The sequence below is a fragment of the Martinezella sp. CNPSo 3959 genome (genome assembly GCF_057784355.1).
Map to the genome: position 1 here is coordinate 571,355 of NZ_JBXSOV010000001.1, position 18,001 is coordinate 589,355.

24 protein-coding genes and 1 pseudogene are annotated in these 18,001 nt (G+C 54.1%); 16 read left to right on the forward strand and 9 right to left on the reverse strand.

Going from position 1 to position 18,001, the window contains the following annotated elements; all coding sequences use genetic code 11:
- Positions 1-8: 8 nt before the first annotated feature.
- On the reverse strand, positions 9-536 hold the full coding sequence (locus AC13RE_RS02880; RefSeq protein WP_488561881.1) for a nucleoside deaminase: 528 nt from the start codon (positions 534-536) through the stop codon (positions 9-11).
- Positions 537-1,004: 468 nt separating this feature from the next.
- On the opposite strand from AC13RE_RS02880, the gene AC13RE_RS02885 reads away from it, so the two are divergent.
- Positions 1,005-1,217, forward strand: coding sequence for a cold-shock protein (locus AC13RE_RS02885; protein ID WP_004109325.1), 213 nt, complete (start codon positions 1,005-1,007; stop codon positions 1,215-1,217).
- A 126-nt stretch (positions 1,218-1,343) separates the two neighbouring features.
- Here AC13RE_RS02885 and dusA read toward each other — a convergent pair whose 3' ends face one another.
- Positions 1,344-2,390 (reverse strand): tRNA dihydrouridine(20/20a) synthase DusA, encoded by a 1,047-nt coding sequence (gene dusA, locus AC13RE_RS02890; RefSeq protein WP_488561882.1) that lies wholly within the window; start codon positions 2,388-2,390, stop codon positions 1,344-1,346.
- An 86-nt stretch (positions 2,391-2,476) separates the two neighbouring features.
- On the opposite strand from dusA, the gene AC13RE_RS02895 reads away from it, so the two are divergent.
- Together AC13RE_RS02895 and AC13RE_RS02900 are read left to right on the forward strand one after the other, a co-directional pair.
- Positions 2,477-3,574 (forward strand): site-specific integrase, encoded by a 1,098-nt coding sequence (locus AC13RE_RS02895; RefSeq protein WP_488561883.1) that lies wholly within the window; start codon positions 2,477-2,479, stop codon positions 3,572-3,574.
- Between the two features lie 197 nt (positions 3,575-3,771).
- Positions 3,772-4,047 carry a hypothetical protein gene (locus tag AC13RE_RS02900; protein ID WP_488561884.1) on the forward strand — a complete coding sequence of 92 codons (276 nt, stop codon included), beginning with the start codon at positions 3,772-3,774 and terminating at the stop codon, positions 4,045-4,047.
- A gap of 278 nt (positions 4,048-4,325) precedes the next feature.
- On the opposite strand, the gene AC13RE_RS02905 is transcribed toward AC13RE_RS02900, so the two are convergent.
- Positions 4,326-5,180, reverse strand: a complete 855-nt coding sequence (locus AC13RE_RS02905; protein WP_488561885.1) for a hypothetical protein — start codon at positions 5,178-5,180, stop codon at positions 4,326-4,328.
- A gap of 159 nt (positions 5,181-5,339) precedes the next feature.
- Between AC13RE_RS02905 and AC13RE_RS02910 the strand changes: the two genes are divergently transcribed.
- The 3 genes from AC13RE_RS02910 (at position 5,340) to AC13RE_RS02920 (ending at position 7,191) form a co-directional block, all read left to right on the forward strand.
- Complete coding sequence (locus AC13RE_RS02910) at positions 5,340-5,771, forward strand: hypothetical protein (RefSeq protein WP_488561886.1); 432 nt, start codon at positions 5,340-5,342, stop codon at positions 5,769-5,771.
- Between the two features lie 283 nt (positions 5,772-6,054).
- On the forward strand, positions 6,055-6,741 hold the full coding sequence (locus AC13RE_RS02915; protein WP_488561887.1) for a DUF4145 domain-containing protein: 687 nt from the start codon (positions 6,055-6,057) through the stop codon (positions 6,739-6,741).
- A 135-nt stretch (positions 6,742-6,876) separates the two neighbouring features.
- Complete coding sequence (locus tag AC13RE_RS02920; RefSeq protein ID WP_488561888.1) at positions 6,877-7,191, forward strand: hypothetical protein; 315 nt, start codon at positions 6,877-6,879, stop codon at positions 7,189-7,191.
- 49 nt (positions 7,192-7,240) lie between these two features.
- On the opposite strand, the gene AC13RE_RS02925 is transcribed toward AC13RE_RS02920, so the two are convergent.
- The gene (locus AC13RE_RS02925; RefSeq protein ID WP_488561889.1) at positions 7,241-7,966 is read right to left on the reverse strand and encodes a hypothetical protein; all 726 of its coding nucleotides are present in this window, start codon (positions 7,964-7,966) and stop codon (positions 7,241-7,243) included.
- Between the two features lie 245 nt (positions 7,967-8,211).
- Between AC13RE_RS02925 and AC13RE_RS02930 the strand changes: the two genes are divergently transcribed.
- Positions 8,212-8,451 carry a hypothetical protein gene (locus tag AC13RE_RS02930; RefSeq protein WP_488561890.1) on the forward strand — a complete coding sequence of 80 codons (240 nt, stop codon included), beginning with the start codon at positions 8,212-8,214 and terminating at the stop codon, positions 8,449-8,451.
- On the opposite strand, the gene AC13RE_RS02935 is transcribed toward AC13RE_RS02930, so the two are convergent.
- The gene (locus AC13RE_RS02935; RefSeq protein ID WP_488561891.1) at positions 8,403-8,774 is read right to left on the reverse strand and encodes an HNH endonuclease; all 372 of its coding nucleotides are present in this window, start codon (positions 8,772-8,774) and stop codon (positions 8,403-8,405) included. The two genes, AC13RE_RS02930 and AC13RE_RS02935, sit on opposite strands and share 49 nt — an antisense overlap.
- On the opposite strand from AC13RE_RS02935, the gene AC13RE_RS02940 reads away from it, so the two are divergent.
- Positions 8,694-8,915, forward strand: a complete 222-nt coding sequence (locus AC13RE_RS02940) for a hypothetical protein (protein WP_488562558.1) — start codon at positions 8,694-8,696, stop codon at positions 8,913-8,915. The two genes, AC13RE_RS02935 and AC13RE_RS02940, sit on opposite strands and share 81 nt — an antisense overlap.
- Here AC13RE_RS02940 and AC13RE_RS02945 read toward each other — a convergent pair.
- Positions 8,912-9,301 carry a hypothetical protein gene (locus AC13RE_RS02945; RefSeq protein ID WP_488561892.1) on the reverse strand — a complete coding sequence of 130 codons (390 nt, stop codon included), beginning with the start codon at positions 9,299-9,301 and terminating at the stop codon, positions 8,912-8,914. The two genes, AC13RE_RS02940 and AC13RE_RS02945, sit on opposite strands and share 4 nt — an antisense overlap.
- A 105-nt stretch (positions 9,302-9,406) precedes the next feature.
- On the opposite strand from AC13RE_RS02945, the pseudogene AC13RE_RS02950 reads away from it, so the two are divergent.
- The 6 genes and pseudogenes from AC13RE_RS02950 to AC13RE_RS02975 form a co-directional block, all read left to right on the forward strand.
- Positions 9,407-9,646, forward strand: a pseudogene (locus AC13RE_RS02950) (helix-turn-helix domain-containing protein); the annotation flags it as partial.
- Positions 9,647-9,753: 107 nt separating this feature from the next.
- A complete protein-coding gene (locus AC13RE_RS02955) occupies positions 9,754-10,005 on the forward strand; it encodes a hypothetical protein (protein WP_488561893.1) in 252 nt (83 codons plus the stop codon).
- Positions 10,006-10,179: 174 nt separating this feature from the next.
- The gene (locus AC13RE_RS02960; protein ID WP_488561894.1) at positions 10,180-10,656 is read left to right on the forward strand and encodes a hypothetical protein; all 477 of its coding nucleotides are present in this window, start codon (positions 10,180-10,182) and stop codon (positions 10,654-10,656) included.
- Positions 10,653-10,949, forward strand: coding sequence for a hypothetical protein (locus tag AC13RE_RS02965; RefSeq protein ID WP_488561895.1), 297 nt, complete (start codon positions 10,653-10,655; stop codon positions 10,947-10,949). The genes AC13RE_RS02960 and AC13RE_RS02965 overlap by 4 nt, the downstream gene beginning before the upstream one ends.
- Positions 10,946-11,422, forward strand: a complete 477-nt coding sequence (locus tag AC13RE_RS02970) for a helix-turn-helix domain-containing protein (RefSeq protein ID WP_488561896.1) — start codon at positions 10,946-10,948, stop codon at positions 11,420-11,422. Before AC13RE_RS02965 ends, AC13RE_RS02970 begins: the two co-directional genes overlap by 4 nt.
- A 1,067-nt stretch (positions 11,423-12,489) precedes the next feature.
- A complete protein-coding gene (locus AC13RE_RS02975) occupies positions 12,490-12,873 on the forward strand; it encodes a DUF2513 domain-containing protein (protein ID WP_488561897.1) in 384 nt (127 codons plus the stop codon).
- Positions 12,874-12,903: 30 nt separating this feature from the next.
- Here the strand turns inward: AC13RE_RS02975 and AC13RE_RS02980 are convergent, their stop codons facing one another.
- Together AC13RE_RS02980 and AC13RE_RS02985 are read right to left on the reverse strand one after the other, a co-directional pair.
- Entirely contained in the window at positions 12,904-13,428 is a 525-nt protein-coding gene (locus tag AC13RE_RS02980) for a phospholipase D family nuclease (protein WP_488561898.1), read from the reverse strand.
- Complete coding sequence (locus AC13RE_RS02985; protein ID WP_488561899.1) at positions 13,425-13,994, reverse strand: hypothetical protein; 570 nt, start codon at positions 13,992-13,994, stop codon at positions 13,425-13,427. The genes AC13RE_RS02980 and AC13RE_RS02985 overlap by 4 nt, the downstream gene beginning before the upstream one ends.
- 199 nt (positions 13,995-14,193) lie before the next feature.
- Between AC13RE_RS02985 and AC13RE_RS02990 the strand changes: the two genes are divergently transcribed.
- Positions 14,194-14,745, forward strand: coding sequence for a hypothetical protein (locus tag AC13RE_RS02990; RefSeq protein ID WP_488561900.1), 552 nt, complete (start codon positions 14,194-14,196; stop codon positions 14,743-14,745).
- Positions 14,746-15,348: 603 nt separating this feature from the next.
- Positions 15,349-16,023: a 7-cyano-7-deazaguanine synthase gene (locus tag AC13RE_RS02995; RefSeq protein WP_488561901.1), complete on the forward strand. Its 675-nt coding sequence runs from the start codon at positions 15,349-15,351 to the stop codon at positions 16,021-16,023.
- A 281-nt stretch (positions 16,024-16,304) separates the two neighbouring features.
- On the opposite strand, the gene AC13RE_RS03000 is transcribed toward AC13RE_RS02995, so the two are convergent.
- Positions 16,305-17,810: a hypothetical protein gene (locus tag AC13RE_RS03000; RefSeq protein WP_488561902.1), complete on the reverse strand. Its 1,506-nt coding sequence runs from the start codon at positions 17,808-17,810 to the stop codon at positions 16,305-16,307.
- Between the last annotated feature and the right edge of the window lie 191 nt (positions 17,811-18,001).

The following is an 18,001-nucleotide window of genomic DNA, read 5'->3' on the forward strand; positions in this document are numbered from 1 at the left end:
TATCGGTGTTACAGTACATCTTCATCAAGCTCGGCCCTCACGGCGGCCTGAAAATGCGGAGCCCCGCCCGTGAGCCAGAATTCCTCCGTGGTCGTGTCGAGAAACTCTGCAAAGAGCTTGGAAGCCTCCCGGCGACGAACGCCTCCAACAATCTCTACCGCTCTCGAAAAGTGTCTGGGAGGAGAATTTTCCAATCTGACGTGGGCACATCCGCCATATGCATCGGTCATAGCGAAAACAAGCCGCGTTATCGGCAAATGCATCATCGTACCGAAACACATGATGCAAGGCTCAAGTGTCGTATAAAGCGTCAGCCCATTGTTTCGCGAGAACGCGTAATCTCCGCTAAACACCTGATGAAAGAGATTCATTTCCGCATGGTTCAAATGATTCGAAACCATAGTTTTGTGGGAGCGTCCCAAAACCTGATCTCCCGTACATAGAACTGCTCCAACGGGAAACACGCCATCATCCAGCGCAATCCTGGCTTCATCAAGCGCGAGACCCATCATATAGTCATCACTCAATTGAACCACGCAGCCTCTCGAATCCCGTGTTAAAAATTGTGCTGACGTAAGATAGCAACGTTTGTTGCAGCCGCATGACGGATTCTCGTGCTTTGGATCATCGCCGGTGCGCTCTTGTTGGGCAGCAAGCTCATTATATACATTCGCAATGATAACTTCGCTGGTCGCGCGGGCGCCAGCTTTCTCAACCCCTTGAAATTCCCCACCCTATCCTACCCGTTTCCCACCCTGCCCCGATATTGCCCCTTGCCTTTTTCCACAAACCCTGTCACCCATATGCATGCTCGGGCATTTGCATGCCGGTGACTGGACTGATTTGGTGATCCGCTTGCGGCAGGCAGCGGTTGGGTCTTTTGACCCGCGCAGACGTTCTTTCCCCGTACGTGAACTTCTCGACTGGCTTTCGCATGTTGCGGAAGCAAAGCCGTCCGGGTTCATCCGGATAAACTAAGACTGATGGGTAAAGGACTATCCCCCATGGCCACCAAGGGCACCGTAAAATTCTTCAACCAGGACAAGGGTTTTGGTTTCATCACTCCTGACGGCGGCGCAAAGGACGTTTTCGTCCACATCTCCGCTCTTCAGGCTTCCGGCATCCAGTCGCTGCGCGAAGGCCAGCAGGTCACCTTCGACACCGAGCCGGATCGCATGGGCAAGGGCCCGAAGGCTGTCAACATCCAGGCTAACTAAGCCCCGGGTGACTGCCTGAATAAGGTTTCGGACGGCGCGGTGCAAACCGCGCCGTTTTTCGTTTGTGAGGATGAGGTTTGCAGCAGGTTCGGGTCCCATCTCGCCCCTGGCGGGCGAGATAGCCCCTCAAGCGCTGACCCGCTCGGAATCCGCGCTGAAATCCACTGCCGCAAAAGCGGCCGCAATCACCTCCGGCCCAGCCCCCGGCTTGTTGGCATCGGTGGAGAGGATCTGGCGATAGCGGCGCGAGCCGGGCAAGCCGGTGAAGAGGCCGACCATGTGCCGCGCGACATGCTGCAGGCGGCCACCACTGGCGATGTGGCGCTCCACATAATCCATCATCCGGTCGCGCAGTCCGTTCCAGTCGGCCTCGGCAGCCGCTTCGCCAAAGAAGCGATGGTCGACATCGGCAAGGATCGCAGCATTCTGGTAGGCGGCGCGGCCGAGCATGACACCGTCAACGTGAGCCAAATGCGCCTCGGCTTGATCCAGCGTCTGGATGCCGCCATTGATGCCGATGAACACATCGGGCCAACGCTGCTTCATGCGGTAGACGATATCGTAGTCCAGCGGCGGTATTTCGCGGTTTTCCTTCGGCGATAGGCCCTTTAGCCACGCCTTGCGGGCATGGATCCAGATCGCATCGGCGCCGGCATCGAGCACGCGCGTCATCAGCTCCGGCAAGGCCTCTTCCGGCTCCTGCTCATCGACGCCGATCCGACATTTCACGGTGATAGGCGCCTTCGATACGGCCTTCATGGCGGCAACGCACGATGCGACCGTCTCCGGCGTCAGCATCAGGCAAGCGCCGAAGGTGCCTGACTGTACCCGATCCGAGGGACAGCCGACGTTGAGGTTGATTTCGTCATAATTATAGGCTTCGGCGATCCGCAGCGCCTCGGCAAGCTTGGCCGGGTCGGAGCCGCCCAGCTGCAGTGCGACGGGATGCTCGCTGACATCATGCCCCAGCAGTCGGTCGCGCGGCCCGTGAATGATCGCATCGGCCACCACCATCTCGGTATAGAGCAAGGCATGCCGGCTGATCTGCCGATGCAGGTATCTGCAATGGCGATCCGTCCAGTCGATCATAGGAGCAACCGCAAAGATCTTGCGGCCAGTTTTCCTGCCTTTTTCGTATAAATTCAACCGGTTGACACCGCTGTCGTTTGTCATTTTATGTCAGACTTTTTCTTGCTGTTGCACCGTTTTTCAGCCTGCGGTACAACAATGTAGCACTTAAGCGCAGGAATGTTGTACTGATGGGAACGATAAACGCTCGCAAACGCAAAGATGGCTCAATCGGGTATACCGCGCAAATACTCCGAAAAAAAGGTGGCGCCATCGTTTGGCGCGAGGCGAAGACCTTTGACAAAGAGCGGGAAGCGAGAGCGTGGATCCGTTATCGCGAAACCGAACTCGATAGGCCGGGCGCAATTGAGCAGCTTTCCAAGGAAGATGCGACGCTCGCAGACGCAATAGACAAGTACGTCGCGGCAAAGCGAACGATCGGTCGAACAAAGGAGCAAGTGTTAAGAAGCATCAAAACTTACCCTATAACTTTGAAGGCCAGCCGAACCATTCGCAGCAACGATATCGTTGGCTTCGCAGACGAACTGCTCGCCGGCGGCCGAAAGCCGCAGACGGTAGGCAACTACATTTCGCACCTGGCCGCCGTATTTCGGGATGCCAAGGCCGCATGGGACATCGATCTCGACTACGCCGAGATGCAGACTGCGCAGCGTACGCTGACGCGATTGGAGAAAATCTCCAAGTCGGAAGAGCGCCTGCGCCGCCCTACCCTAGATGAGCTTGATCGATTGATGCAGCACTTTGCGGATCGCCAAATCCGCTCTCCGGATTCCGCGCCGATGTGCAAGATAATTGCTTTCGCAATTTTCTCTACCCGGCGCCAAGAAGAGATCACCCGCATCGCTTGGGATGATCTCGATGAGGCACATAGCCGTGTACTCGTTCGCGACCTAAAGCATCCAGGCCAGAAAAAGGGAAATAACGTCTGGTGCGAATTGGTGCCGGAAGCCATGGCTGTCGTCAAATCCATGCCGAAAACGAGCAAGGAGATCTTTCCATATAATGCCGACACGATTAGCGCTGCGTTCACTCGTGCCTGCACATTCCTCGGCATCAATAAAGAAGAGACGCCAGATGAAAACCGCTTGGTTTTTCACTCACTCCGCCATGAGGGCATTTCACGGTTGTTTGAGATGGGCCGAACCATTCCTCTCGCAGCCAGCGTCTCCGGCCATCGCACTTGGAATTCGCTAAAGAGATATACCGACATCAAGGAGGTAGGCGACAAGTACGCCGGGTGGAAATGGCTTGATGTAGTGTGCAAGTAAAGGCTGCTTGGCCTCGTCGCTAGCCAGCGCTGTGCAGGTGTCACCGCACGCATGTGCACGGATAATGCACGGATAATGCACGGATAATTAATCGTGCATCCGGGCAAACTTTAACGCGAAATTAATGTGCAATTTTGGTTGCAATAAACTTAGCCAATTGCCATCTTACATCATGCCATCAATGAAGGAAGATTTTGATGAAATACTATGTGTCGTTTCAGCAATTCGACAAATCTAGAGGTCGACCAATTGATAACCCAAGTTCATCAGATTTTGAGACGGATGGGTTGGGTATGCTGCCGGCAGTTGGCGACTATGTGCACATCGAACCGCTTAAAGACCGCGATTCGCCGCGCTATTCAGGTCGCGTAAAATCCAGGCTGTTCACCTACTACGATGATACGCGCTGTGGAATTAACATCGTTGTGGAAGAGAACGATGACGATAAGTGGGGCGAAGTGATCAAGGAATAAAAAGGCGGCATTTCTGCCGCCCATCAATCACGCTGCACGAACAAACACTGTCATCTCTCTCCTGACAGGATCTCTGCGCTCGACGAGCACGCCCTCCTTCAGCAACGCCTTGGCAATGCTGGCGCCCGCTTGCGTGAAGCCTCGTCCTCGATGTCCAGGCCCACAGCGTATGCAACCGTCTGCCATACCCAGTTCTTGGCCTTTGGCGATGCCTTATAGTCCGTGGCCTTCACTGCGGCGCAGACTGGACGACGGCCAGCCCACTTCGAAAGGCGGCGTCAGTTTTGAAGAGGCTGGATTATTTTCACTCTTCTTTTCGGCTGAACCGACTTCAAATGCGAGATGAGCTCGCCTGGCCTCAAACGCCCGCTTGCCATCGGATCGTGCGGCCATGCCATTGGCATATGAAATTTCTCTGGCGCTCCGCATGCGATGATGAAAATGTGAAGGTTGCTATTCAAGCCTACTAGAGCCGCAACGATCGATCGACGATCGGTGTTGTAGCGATAAGCAAATTGGCTCCTACTCGAAAATTTCCCCTGTTTTAGTTCACCGCTTATGGGCAGGATGGATAGCATAGCTTCTGCTTGGGCGTCGCTTAATCCCGTATTTAAGAACCAGCCGAATTGAACGATTCCTTCCAACGGCATGGGTGTTCCAACGAGTTCCGCGTATAGCGCCATCCCCATTTTGGCACTGAAGACGTTGAGATGCACTTGCAGCAGAACACTTCGAGGCTGGATCACTACCACGGGAACCAACACCCCGCCGGTCGTACGCGCAAAGGTGCGTTCGCCCTTCGAGAAATCCATTACTTCTTCACGAAGACCCGGCGCATCTCTGTCTATGGTCGCTATGATAGTCTTTCCAGCCCCGGTCCTCCAAAAGCTAGAGTCATCGTCGAAACGATTGATGCGCGAAAAGAACGTCGCCACGATATCTGCCGCCTTCGTTCCGTTGTTGCACTCTTCGCAACTTGGAAACTCCAATCCGCTTGGCCGATTGCGCCCCTCGAATAGGCAGATTGGGGGCATATGCTCGATGGCTGAGGGCTTATTCGAGCAGTAGATACAACGGCTCGCTGACGCGAGGATTGATTTGAAGCTTTTGCTTTTTTGTCGAGCTTCGCCCACTCTGTTCTCCGTTTGACCGGGCAGCGCTGTGCATCTGTCCCTGCACGCACGTGCACGGATGGTTGAAAGCCTAGTCGTCCAAACCTGTGCGCGAAATTAGATTTGTGTTTTGGTTATGCGAATCAAGGAAAGTTTGCAGGGAAAATGGGTGAGATTTCAATGCATGAATTCGACGCAAAGCGCGCTGCCGACCTTGAGACTGCGTCTATTCAAGCGAGCAACGATGCAATCAAGGCACTCCTTCTTCTGAACGGAGGCGCTTGCATAGCTCTTCTTGGTTTCATTGCTAACGTCTTCAACGCACAGGGACTGTCACAGGCTCGAGCGGCTTTTCTTAATAGCGCTGTGCATTCTCTGGCGTTTTTCGCTCTCGGCGCCGGAATGGCAGTTTTGACGACATTCGCGGCCTATCTCACCAATCAGAAATACGCGTCGGGAATACGCCACGCTAAACCGTATCGAAACGGCTTGTGGATTGCTGGCCAGGTGCTGAATTATATCGCGATTCTCTTCGCGATCTTGTCGTTGGGTCTATTCGCCTGGGGCGTGATAACGATCTGGTATGCGGTTCCTGCCGGTGCTAGCCTTTAACAAATGGCGGCCTTTCAGCCGCCCTCTGCTGCGCCGCTCTCACAAACATAACCGCCTCTCATCTTTTAAGTCCCTCCCCTCGCGCCCGACGCGGAGGTCGCACTCGCAGAGATAGCCGGGATCTTTGGTGACGATAATGCCGATACCTCGCGCGTTCGGCCGCAGCATCTTCACGTCGTATGCTGGCTATCTTCCAGCGCCGTTGAAGTGAAGCCGGCGTTGCCACCACTTGAACGCGATAATTCTGAAAGCTAATACCAGCTATAGCACCATGGAGATGGCTATGGCTTTTTTTGTTAGAGACTGCGTGAGGTGCGGAACCGGATCTGTCACCCACCATATCGTGGGTGAAAGCTTCGGAGTTGACAGCAACCATCCGTATTCCAGGGAGATCTGCGGCGCCTGCGCAGACTGCGGGCAGTTATCGGTCTACGTGTGGGATGCTCCGAACGATGATACAGCGGCGGCAAAGCTGACTCATGGAAATATTGAGCAACTCCCCAGCTCTAACCTAGACCACGATCCAGTCCGTATCGCTACCACAAGGATGACCCTAAGCGAGCACATTCCCGCTCGGGTGTCCGGACTTTTCTGTGAAGCAAACGAATGCCGCCAAATGATGTGGTATGAGGCTGCTGGTGCGATGTATCGCAAGACCTTGGACGTCGCAACGAAACACATTTACGCACATGATGAAAGGCTGGCTGACAAAAAGCCAGCTGACGCTCTCCGAGCGAGAATAAAGTCGCTTGGCGAGATGAAGATTCTTGAGGCAGATATAGTAGAGCTTGCGGATGTAGCAGCACTTGATGGAAACGATGCTGTACATGACACGGACCCATATACCCGCGAAGAGGCGGAAGCTCTTGAAGATCTCACCATTGATCTTCTTGATCGGCTGTTTGTGAGGCCTGCTAAAATAGCTGCCGTAAAGGCTAAGCAAATTGCAGCTGGCGTACGCAAAGCTTGACCTTAAGACCTGTGATGGTTGTCGCTGGGCGTCTTGGCGTCGGCAGCGCACCAACGACGAGAAGGATGTTCCCGTTGCCTATGAAGGTCAGCACGGTGGCGGAGTTCAGACGCAAGTTGGTGTGTTAATGCAGCGATGTCAGGCTCGGGCGAAGAAAAATCATGGAAACGCGCGATGCTAGGACCAATGGTATTTGAGTACTTAATTGACTATCCTGCATGGCTAGTTGGAACGGTACTTGGCGGGGCGGCTTACCTCACGATCGGCATAGGTGGGCTGCTCAGCGCCGTCTATGGCGGTATCGCGGCCTATAATGTCGTTCGAATACCCATCGTCAACTGGATAGCCGCTATCCTTGTGGGCGCCTGGATAGCATTGGTCGCCGCGAGGTCGTTGACCTGGATGGCGGCCGGAATTTTCAGTGCGATCGAGCATCGCAACGAAGAATAAAGGGCTCCCGAAGATGAGGCGCGCTCGCGCCCACCTCAAGAGCACCCGATCAAACGTCCATTTTAAACCACCGATCGTATTCCTCTGAAGTGAGAGGCCTGTAAGCCGGCATTAAGCCATGCGGCCGCAGGAACTCGCCGAGTGGGAGCTTTGGGTGAGTGAAAAAGGAAAACTCTGTCTTGAAGTACTCACCGAATACGTCGCTGTAGACGATCGTGCCGTACACTAGAAGCCTGGCGTCTGTTGGCAAGGGTTGCTCTTGGAGCCATATCTGCACGTCACTGAAACCCGTTTTGGGTGTCAACTTGCCTGATGATGTGTCACCTGCGCCGAGGGCTGCCCATGTCTTTTCCGGCGGCGTTTCCGACCTGAGGCGAAGCACGTGATGCATCTTGACCTCATTCGTCAATACAACGACGAGACCCATGCCCACATATGGGCTCGGAGTTTCCCCTGAGTTTTTGAATTTGACAACTATGTGACCGTCCTCGTCGCTAAACCCCACGTCGGTCGCTTCGACGTAGGCCCTCGCCTGTGCTCGGCCGAGGTCCCGGGCCTGCTCTAGTGCAAGCCTGGTTTGCCGCAAACTCATGAACAGACCTATTAGAGCGCCGATACTGACTAGAAGCGAGATGCAGGTAGTCCAAAATGATAGCTGCGCCCAATGAGCCTGCGCAGCGGCCGCGAATGCGCTCATCTCGTCATATTGGTTGTCAGCCATGGCTATGCTGACGATCGTTAACAGCCAGCCAACCGATATCATGATGATTTTCATGGTTCCCCCGCCCGAATGGCACCGCGCGTTTACTTCTCATACCCCCGCCCCGGAGGGAAAGAAAGCTGAGCCCGCGCTCAGCGGGCGCAATGCGCACGGGCCTCCGTTGGGCCACGAAATCCACCCACCGGAGCTGATTTCGATACCTCGAGTTCGCTGCTGCGCGCGCTGCGCTGGGTGCAAACTGCTACATTGGAACTTGCCTCGCCCGCGGTTGTTTTCCTCCAGTGAGAAGGAGGAGCATCATGACCGACGAACTTAGCGCAGGATTTACGGGGACACCTGCAGAGCAGCCAACTGGCGCGCGGAAGGCCGCAAAGGATGCCAAGGATGCTGTTGTGCGGGAGAGCGCCGCAGTTGCCGCGGGCGCCGCTGAGCATCCGCGCACGGCTGCAGGGGTTGTCCTAACGATTGGCACCATCGCCTTTGCGATCGGCTACGTTCTCGGGCGCGACGCGGCGTCCAATGATTCTCGATGGTGGTGACATGGCTGGCTGGTTGCACCAGACGCCGGCCGCGCGAAACATCTTGCGAACTCGTTGATCTCGCCCCGCTTGAAGGAGCGGTAGGTCAACCAGTCAACCTCGCCCCGGCTGTCATTGCACTCCTTGCATGCCATTGCAAGGTTGTCGGGGTGGTTAGATCCACCGTCTGCCCTGCGATGCATGTGCTCGATTGTTGCAGCATCGGCCCTCTGCTGGTCACGCCAGCGATAGGAAAGGATCACATGCCGATCGCAGTAGCAGCATTTTCCATCCTGCTTTGCGAAGAGCGTGAGCAAATAGTGTCGCTTCAAAACAGTCTTCATTGTGGAACGGTAACATATATCGACGAAAATAGCCGCCGGCTGGTGAGACCGGCGGCGCGCTTTGTGGTGGCGGTGGTAATTGGTGGCCCGCCGCCGAAATGCGGCGATAGCGACGGGACGGCGCGCATGGCAAGGCGCTAAGGATGCGGGCGATTGCCGCTGTGATAGCCGCCGCCGCTGCGGTCCACGCGTCGCGATTTCCCGCGCGTGGGTTGAGATTCAAAGCGGCTCAAGATCGCGCGATCGAGCTGAAAATGGTCAAAGTAAATTTCATGAATTGGATGATCGATTGGCGCCGAGGACGGCATTAGTGCGTTCCCGGGAACGCGCCTTATAGCTCGATCAGAGTGTGTCGTCAGGATTTCGTAAATTTCACGTCCGGCCGCCGTCTTTGAGCGGCCGATAATAATTGCTACATCGCCGTAAAAGTCGACGATCTGGGTAAGTCTCAAATGAAACACATTCGTTTGTCTGCCGATGAGACCGCGCGGCAATAGGGTTCTTTCTGTATGCGTATGCGTATCCACGGTGTCGCTCCTCGTTGTCACTTTGGTATCTATGTGATACCTTTAGCTCAAGGTGGTGCGTTAGTCAACACCTTTGGATATCTTTGATACTAAAGGATCATTTTCATGCTCTCTGGCAGGCAAATTTCGGCCGCTCGCGCTCTAATAGGGATGTCACAGGCGACGCTTGCGCTCGCCGCGAACATCTCCGTGCCGACGCTAAAGCGTATGGAAGCGAGCGCCGGAGCGGCAGCCGGGATGCGGAACAATGTTGCAGCGGTTCGCACCGCCCTTGAATCGGCCGGCGTGACGTTCCTGGAGGCTGGCGGCGTTGCGTCCGGTCCCGGCGTCTCATTACGCAACGCTGATGACGCCACCATCGACGTCGACGAAAGCGAGGTCGTTCAATATCGGGAAAATCTGGAGAACGACGCGCCGCCCGGCGCTGGCGGCTGAAGAGGAAAGGAAACGCGATGGCAGGCGCGCGGATGTCACTCAGTGAATGGAAACATCAGCAATCTTTGATGTCGGAAGAACAAAGGGCGATGGCCCAGACGCTTATTGACGGCATGTGCCAGTTAAACGACCGAATATTGGAAGCCGCAGCACTGGGCCTTAAAATCGATGTGAACCCCGTCCATACGTTTTGGCCCCGCGCCGGTGGAAAGGTTCAATTGATTGATCTGTCCATCTCCGTCAAAAGCTCCGACGATAACAATAGCTGAAAAGATTGGCACGTGAGTGCCTTGACCGCTCGATCTTCGCACAATAGCGTCCACCTGCGGCCTACCAATCCGCATCAGGCTCACGCCTACGCCACCACATCAAGGAGACGATGAATAGCTTTCCGGCATTTGTGCCGGCGAGCAATCGTTATTCTTTTATGGAGGTGTGCGCTCTTGCAGCCGACCATCCCGCTGGACACTATATACACCGCCGACGAAGCGGCCGCTCGACTACGCCTGACCAATCGAGGCGTGATCAAACTTGGCAGGCAATATGGACTTTGCTCCCGCCGCGGCCGCGACTACCTATTTTCGGAGGCCGACTTACTTGGGTTATGGGAAGTCCTACGCGAGCCAGCGAAGTCGCCAAAACCCACGCCGGTCAAAGCGTACATTTCTGATTTCAGGCTTTATGAGAGCCTGCAGAAACTCACGAAAAAGAAGAAAGGTCCTGGGCGAAAGAGGTGGGAAGCGACCAATGCCAAAAATAAGGAGCTGCGCGAGGCGACGAAAGCGGCGGTCGCGAAGTGGAAGGATGATGAGCCTTTGGACCACTCTCGCCGGGACTATGAGTATTGGACATCTGAGCGAAAGGAACGTCGCCGGCTAGAAAGTTTGGCCAAGAAAAAGGGCTGGATGGCGCGGACATGACCGACCCTCTGGACAAGCTTCCCCTGTTCGCCACCGACCAGCAAATTGTCATTGCCATCGTTGGAAAGGAGAGAGCCTCAATGTTCGTCAAGGCTGTTATCCCGCAGCTCGAGCGCAAGGGCTTTCCAAGAATTGATCCACTCCATGATGGCCGCCCCGTGCCATTGATCCGGAAGTTCCATGAGAGATACTTCGGAATCACGGCCGGCTTTGTTGCTGCCGCGCCAGATGGAGAGGAAAGGCTAGGAGACTGGAAGAAATCGCCGCACAGCCGCAGAAAGGCCCAACCATGAGCTTTCGTCCCCTCATTCAAAAATCCGCCCTGGATTATATCCGCACCGTTCAGCCCATCGACCCCGATAAAGGGTGGCAGCGAGAGGATGTCCAACTCGCCTTTATGGCCGGCGCTGAGGCTCTTCCGGTCACGCGGCTGATGTCCTTGAGGGATGTAGCGGATGCCTTGGGAGTGTCCGTTTCTACCGTGAGTGATCTCGTCCGGTTCGGCGAGCTCGCCTATGTACACGCCGGCCGCGGCACCGAGAGAAAGCGGTTGACCTTCACGGCAGAAGAAGTCGAGAATTTTATAAAACGACACACTAGGCGCGACTCGCATGATGAGGCGCCAAAGACTGTCCGCTACGGTACACGCAAGCGTGCGCAGGAACTCGCGGTAGAAAGGGCGACGGCAGGGGACGGCAATTTTTCAGCCCAGCACGCCACCAGACTAGCCGATGCCAAGACAAGGAAAAGAAATGACAGGCGATAACTCCCCTCGCCTGATCGGCCGAAAAGAAGCGGCGGCATATTGCGGCATCGCTGAATCAACATTTTCGATGTGGGTTGCGACACACAAAATGCCGCCCTGCATTCCCGGCACTCGAAAGTGAGACAGGCGCGCGATAGACGCAAAGCTCGACGAGATCAGGGGCCTCGGCGTGAATGATAACGAAGATCCGTACGAAAAATGGATGCGAGAGAACCCTTAGAAGCTGGCGTTGCTAGGCGCTTTTAGCGGGTTGCGCGACCTGGATGGGAGCCCACTTAAAAAAACTTGTGGAGCATTGTCGCCAAAAAACACACTTTTGTGTGGGAGTGGACCTGTATCTCTTGCGATCTGATGGGGAAGTCTGCTCTCCTATAGGTCCTTGCAGCGGGGAATGCGGCGATAGCTTGCCGGCAAACCGCACTCTCCCGCGCTAGGTGGCGACCCCCGGCGAGATCAGCGCGAATGCTGGTCTCGCTGACGGTCATAAAGACTGTGTAACAAGTTTACTTTTTGAGCAACGACAAACCGTAACAGGCGTAACGATTGTCAACAGATTGGTGAAACGTCAACTATCTGTTGATCACGCCATTTCTCGTCCAAACGCGAATCCGAATGTTGACCATTCTAGCTCTGCGTGCATTATTCGCAACGGGCATTGAGGGAAAAACATTATGAGATTCAAATATATGCTGGCAGCGGCCACGGCCGCTGGCCTTTCATCGTGCGCAACAAATTATACATATGAACCGATCATTCCCAATCCACCGAACATGGAAATGACTCAGGCACAGTGTCAAATGCTGTCATCAAGCACCCAGCAGGGCGTGGTTGCTTGGGGCAGCACTAGCTACGTAGCGGGCGCGCAATTGGGTAACGCGATCGGGAACGCCATTCGAGCTGATCAATTCGTCCAACAGTGCATGACGATGAATGGTTGGCGCCGAGTGCCGGTGCCTTCGCAAGGTACCACATCGGCAAAGCCGGTTCGCCAGCCGAAGTATTCGCCGTTGACGGGGAAACCAGTAATGGGTCCTGGCAAATTTCCTCCCACACCCAAGGGTTAAGCAATGAAACGCGATATGGATTTGATACGTGCCCTGCTCCTCAAGCTTGAAGCAATCGAAATACGGCCAGGCGCATTTTCGGATATGTATGGGAACGAAAAGGAGCTTCGAATAGATGGATATTCGGCAGAGCAGATAATCGGCCATTTTGCGCTGCTAATCGATGCTGGTTTCGTCGATGCTCAGGATGGCGGACACCGCGTTGGTTATAAAAAAATTACTTGGGATGGTCACGATTTTCTAGACAGCGTGCGAGACGAAGAAATCTGGAAACAAACGAAGGAAGGAGCTCTTGCGGCAAAAGGATTCACTGTTGATCTCTTGGTCGACATCGCAAAGGGCTTCATTAAAAAGCAATTCGAAGAGCGGACCGGCATCACGCTATAGGACGTCCACCCAGCCTTAGCCAAAAACGTCCTAGTTCGCTGCACCCTCAAATGCCCTCGACACTTTCAGCCGACTATCCCAATTTGCTGTGAACTGACGCGCGATCGCCTGGCTCTCTGTGAAGGTCACGTTTTCCGCATTCCGCTTCTGCGCTGCGGCAGTGTAATTGTATGAGCCGCCGATGGTGAGATGACCGTCGATCACGATAATCTTGTTATGCGCGATCACCGGCTCGAAGTCGATCCATACCGGAACGCCGGCTGCCTCGAGCAATGTAGCAGCCGAATATTTCCGCTCATTCGTCTTGTCGAGGATCGCGAGGACTTCGACGCCCCTGCCCGCGGCTCGCTGCAACGCGTGGATGATCGGGAGCGATGTGAAGCCGTAAGCCTGAACGCGGATGGATGATCGGGCTCGGTCGATCGCGTCGATGATCTTGCCCTCGCACTGTTCGCCCGGCGTGAAGCAGACGGAGATCTGTGCCGTGACGGCTTGGGACGATAGCGCTGGATTGGTGACAAAGAGAATTGTAATCAGGGCTACAAGAAGTTTCATGGCTTCACTCGATGGAATGCCGTCGCATAAACGCCAAGGCTTGTACCTCGGCCCTCTACCACTATCCGTGTGCCCCGTCCGAGACCTATTTTTAGATCGCCTGGAACATTGCAAAGCCTGTTAAACGCAAACGGCAAATCTTCTATGTCGATCGGCGATCGGCAGCCTTTATCCGGCGATCCGTCCGCTTTCGACACCTGATAGATGAGCTCGACATGATGTCCCGCAATCGCCGCCACCAGCATCGGTACACCAACTGTGGCTGGCGCGCTTCCAAAAAAATATCCTAGGAATGGGGATAGTAGGACGGCCAGAATCTTTCTCAATTCGCCCTTCTCAATATCGATTCCCTTGATGGAAGTAATTGTAACAAATACCGCCCCTATCAAGCCGAGAGTTATGCGCAACGAGGTCGTTTCGTTCAGAAAGCTTGTTGACGGCAGATAGCCATATCCAAAAAATCGTGAAAACACAGACACAAGGCTGAGGAACATCCAGATCAGTACAAAGATGCCTGCGAGCCTGGTGGGCCATCGAACCACTCTCGCTTTTGTTTCTCCATCCATTCATTGCCCCGCCGCGCAATTGTCAGCTTTTTCTCGCACACCCTCAGTTGCACTAGCAAGGGCTCTTTCTAGCGAGTTTGGCCAGACTTGACTCTTCTCTAAAATGAGAACATTTTGAGAACAAACGAGGCTGAGGGCCTGGGTTTACACAAAATTTGCTGAAAGGAACCGCCACCTCGGCGGAACGGAGACGTGCGCCATGCAACCGAACCATCACACAATCACGCGCCACGACGCGGACGTGTTTAAGAAGCTCGTCGCATTTGTCAGCCAGGATGTTTTTGATGAGCGCCGGCACGACGGCGGCATTGGAAAGTCAGAGGCATTTCTCGCCATCATCAAGGATGCCCGCTGCACGCTCGAGCAAATCGGCGCCTACGACTATGATCACGAGGAAGATGACGATCTGCCGCCATATACCTTTTGGTGGGAAGGACCGTTCGATCTGCCGGCAGAGAAAATTGAGTATCAGCTTGCCAAAGCGCTTGAAGAGCGATCTGATCTGCTTTTCAAGCGGGTGAACGTCAACACTGCTCTCCCATCTGGATATTTTGCGGACCTGCAGTTTGCGCTGGATGAAAAAGCCGGCAAGATCTGCACGCTCATCAGCATTCCGATCGATCGAACTGAACTCAATCTCGGGCCAAACTGGTACGATATCGGCGAAAAACTTGAGACGACAATCGGGCTCATTGTCGACGGGATAGAAACTCATCCCGCCTGGGTGCAATATTTCCAAGCGCAAGCATGACAGATGCCCGAGAAGGCCCCGAGCCGAATGGACGTGCTTTCGGCGCCAACGCTACGCAATTACGCGGATGGCTCCCACTTCGTCAAAATTGAGTGTGCATTTTGCCAGGTTAAGCGGTTCTATGAGCCCGTTGATATCCTGCAGTTATGCGGGAACATTTCGGTTCGGCAGATCGCAAGGCAGTTCCGATGCGAGAAGTGCAAGAGGAAAGACTACTTAACTGCCGACCTTGTTAGGCCGCCGGCGGCTGACCGTGTCGGCATGAACGTGCGCCGGCTTACCGAGATCAGGATCATCCGCAAACCCGTATGGAAAGACATAAAACTTTGACAGAAGTAGACCTCGAATAGAAGCAAAAAAATGCCGGATGCCAACCAGAATCGAAAAGAGTCAGACACCGCTCTTTGTCGATCTCCTTTTTAAGATCTTCGCCCCGAACCGAGTCAACGAAATCGGCATTATTGCCTGGGTCGTGAATTGCTATTCTTAAGAATAGTTGACGTTAATCATAGACTTAAGGGCGAAAAGTAAAATTCTTCACTCAACTTGCCGTTTTAATAACTTTCGTTATGATGACCTGCCAATATTTGGGAGGATATTGAAATGGATAGCGTCGAATTCTCTGTAATAGCACTTTCTGGTGGAATAGATTCTACGGCAGTTGCTCTCAACTTACTCAATGGTGGCACGAAATTCAGAGGCATCTTTATCGATGCCGGCCAACGATGTGCCATGAGACAACTGGCGGCCGTAAACAAGTTATCGATAAAATACCATGTGCCAATTGATGTCGCAGATTTGCGGGGGACGGCCCGATTGTACTCACCGGTCGTTGATCCTCCGCATATTCTCTTTACTGAAGGGCCTCCGAACGACGTAAACCCCGATACTCACAACTGTTGGGATTCAATGAAAATGGTCGTGGAGAGCGGAATGTTCGCCGCGAATATTGGAGCTAAGCAGCTATATTATGCAGTCACGGGGGACGATATAAATCGAGTACCAAACCTCGTGGAGGGAATAAAAGCGTGCGAAGAGGTGATAAAATTCAATACAGGCAACAAGAAATTCAGTATAGAGATCCCTCTGATCAAGAAAAATAATGCCGACGCTCTAAAAACTGTAAACAAATTCGACAAGGATATATTTACGTGGTCGTGTTATTGGGGAGGCGTATATCATTGCGGGAATTGCGATGGTTGCTCTACGCGAAGACTACGCTTTAAATCAGCAAAGATCGCGGATAATACATTGTACTCTGCGGATCATGTGAGCTAGCTGCCTTTCTTAGTCCGTTGAATTGGATGAAGTGTCTAACGGAGTTATGGCTCGGGCGTTGATCTGCAACGGTAAGAAAACAAAAGGCCCCCTATCCATTCTAGGATAGGGGGCCTTGGGCTTAATCAGGTAAGAACGCGAATCCCGACAAGCTTGCAAATGTCCCGTCAGCCAGTCGAAGATGGAATGCTGGTGATGACGAATACGGATTTCGCAGCGGCCAGAAAAGCCAATCGATCGCCCCCCCTGATACAGCGAAATTGATGGCCGCTCCTCCAGCATCAGGTGAAATTTGTGTCGTAGTTTATATTTTGCAGGCTAATAACCGATGACACCGTCGCGGCCTGCGTCGTGAAGATCTTTCCAGGGTCCGAGTCCGTGGCTGGAGTTACGCCAGCGGCGATCAGTTGATAGCTTCCGGCGCCATCGCTAACCAACAAGGTGCACAGAAGATCGCCAAGTGGGGCATATCCTGTAGGAACATTGCCAATTTTCGTATTTGCAGCCATGGCGCCGCCGCCGGTCTTTAACAACCAACCATCCAGATGAACAATCGGGCCTGTCTTTTTTGCTCGACCCGCATCCGGTAATGCACCCAAGGTGAACCCACTCGCCGGCACGACAGCAGCTGATGGATACATACTTTTGACGAACGCTGTGGTCGCGATAGTCGTCCCGCTGTCGGTAGATGCGGGCGTCGGGGCGGTAGGCGTGCCAGTTAATGCAGGAGAGTTCGTCGGCGCCAAGCCATTTATCTGAGCCTGGAGCTTGCCGAATCCTACTAGAATTGAATCGGTGGCAGCGATGGCAGCATTCGTGGCCGTGCTTAACCCCGTCAACGCAACTGCTCGAGTGACGGTAGCGAAATCCTGCCAAGTTTTGTCACCGCGCCAAAATTGTGCGGTCGTGCCACTTGAGATGGAAGGTTCCTTCGAACTGTCGGAGACGGTGATGTTAGCGGTGCCGTCGAAGGCTATACCATTGATAGTTCTGGCAGTAGCTAACTTCGTGGCGGCGGCCGCAGTTGCAGAAACATCAAGCTTACTTGTCGACAACGAGGACACTTGAGCTTGCAGCTTTCCAAGCGCGGAGAGCACGCTATCGGTTGCGGCGATAGCCGTACCAGTCGCCGTAGACAATCCGGTCAGAACGGTCGCTCGCACAGAAGTCGCCAAGTCCTGCCATGATTTATCACCACGCCAATATTGAGCCGTTGTTCCAGCCGCGATCGCAGGCTCTTTGGTGCCGTCCGCAACGGTAATGTTTGCGGTGCCGTCGAACGAAACGCCATTGATTGTTCTTGCCGTCACCAGCTTCGTTGCTGCCGCAGCGGTTGCCGTCGTGTCGAGCTTGCTTGACGCAAGCCCATTTATCTGGGCCTGCAATTTTCCGAACGCAGACAAAACGGTATCTGACGCGGTTATAGCGGCATTCGTGGCAGTAGATAGGCCAGCCAATACAGCACTGAGAACGCGTGACGCACTAAAAAACAGATGGCTTCCGCCTTCTGCTATCAGGTCGCTTGATGCACCAGACTGCAAGGCGCTGTCGGCTTTGGCGCCCTGCGCTGCCGTTGCGGCGTCCGTAATGCCATAGCCGGCAAGCGTGGATGGTTTATTGGTAATATCAGACCAAGAGGATGCTCCGCTTGGTCCGGGCGGCCCTGGATCACCTTGAGGACCAGCCGGGCCTTGCGGGCCAGGCAGCGCGACCTCGATGAGGTTTTCAACAGCCTCAACTACAACGATGCGCTCTTTGGCGACAATAGTGACATCGACGTCAGACATTATGCTACCTCGAAGTCACTTCTGAAGATACTTAGATTGCCGTGAAGAATTGTGGTAATACACCCACCAGGATCTGTGATTCTCACTTGGTATTCAGCACTCGAAATCTTTGGGAATGCGGCAGTTTGAGCCGAGGTCGCGTGGAATGATATTTTCCCATCAGCAATAACTATTGTCCCACTTAGGATCAG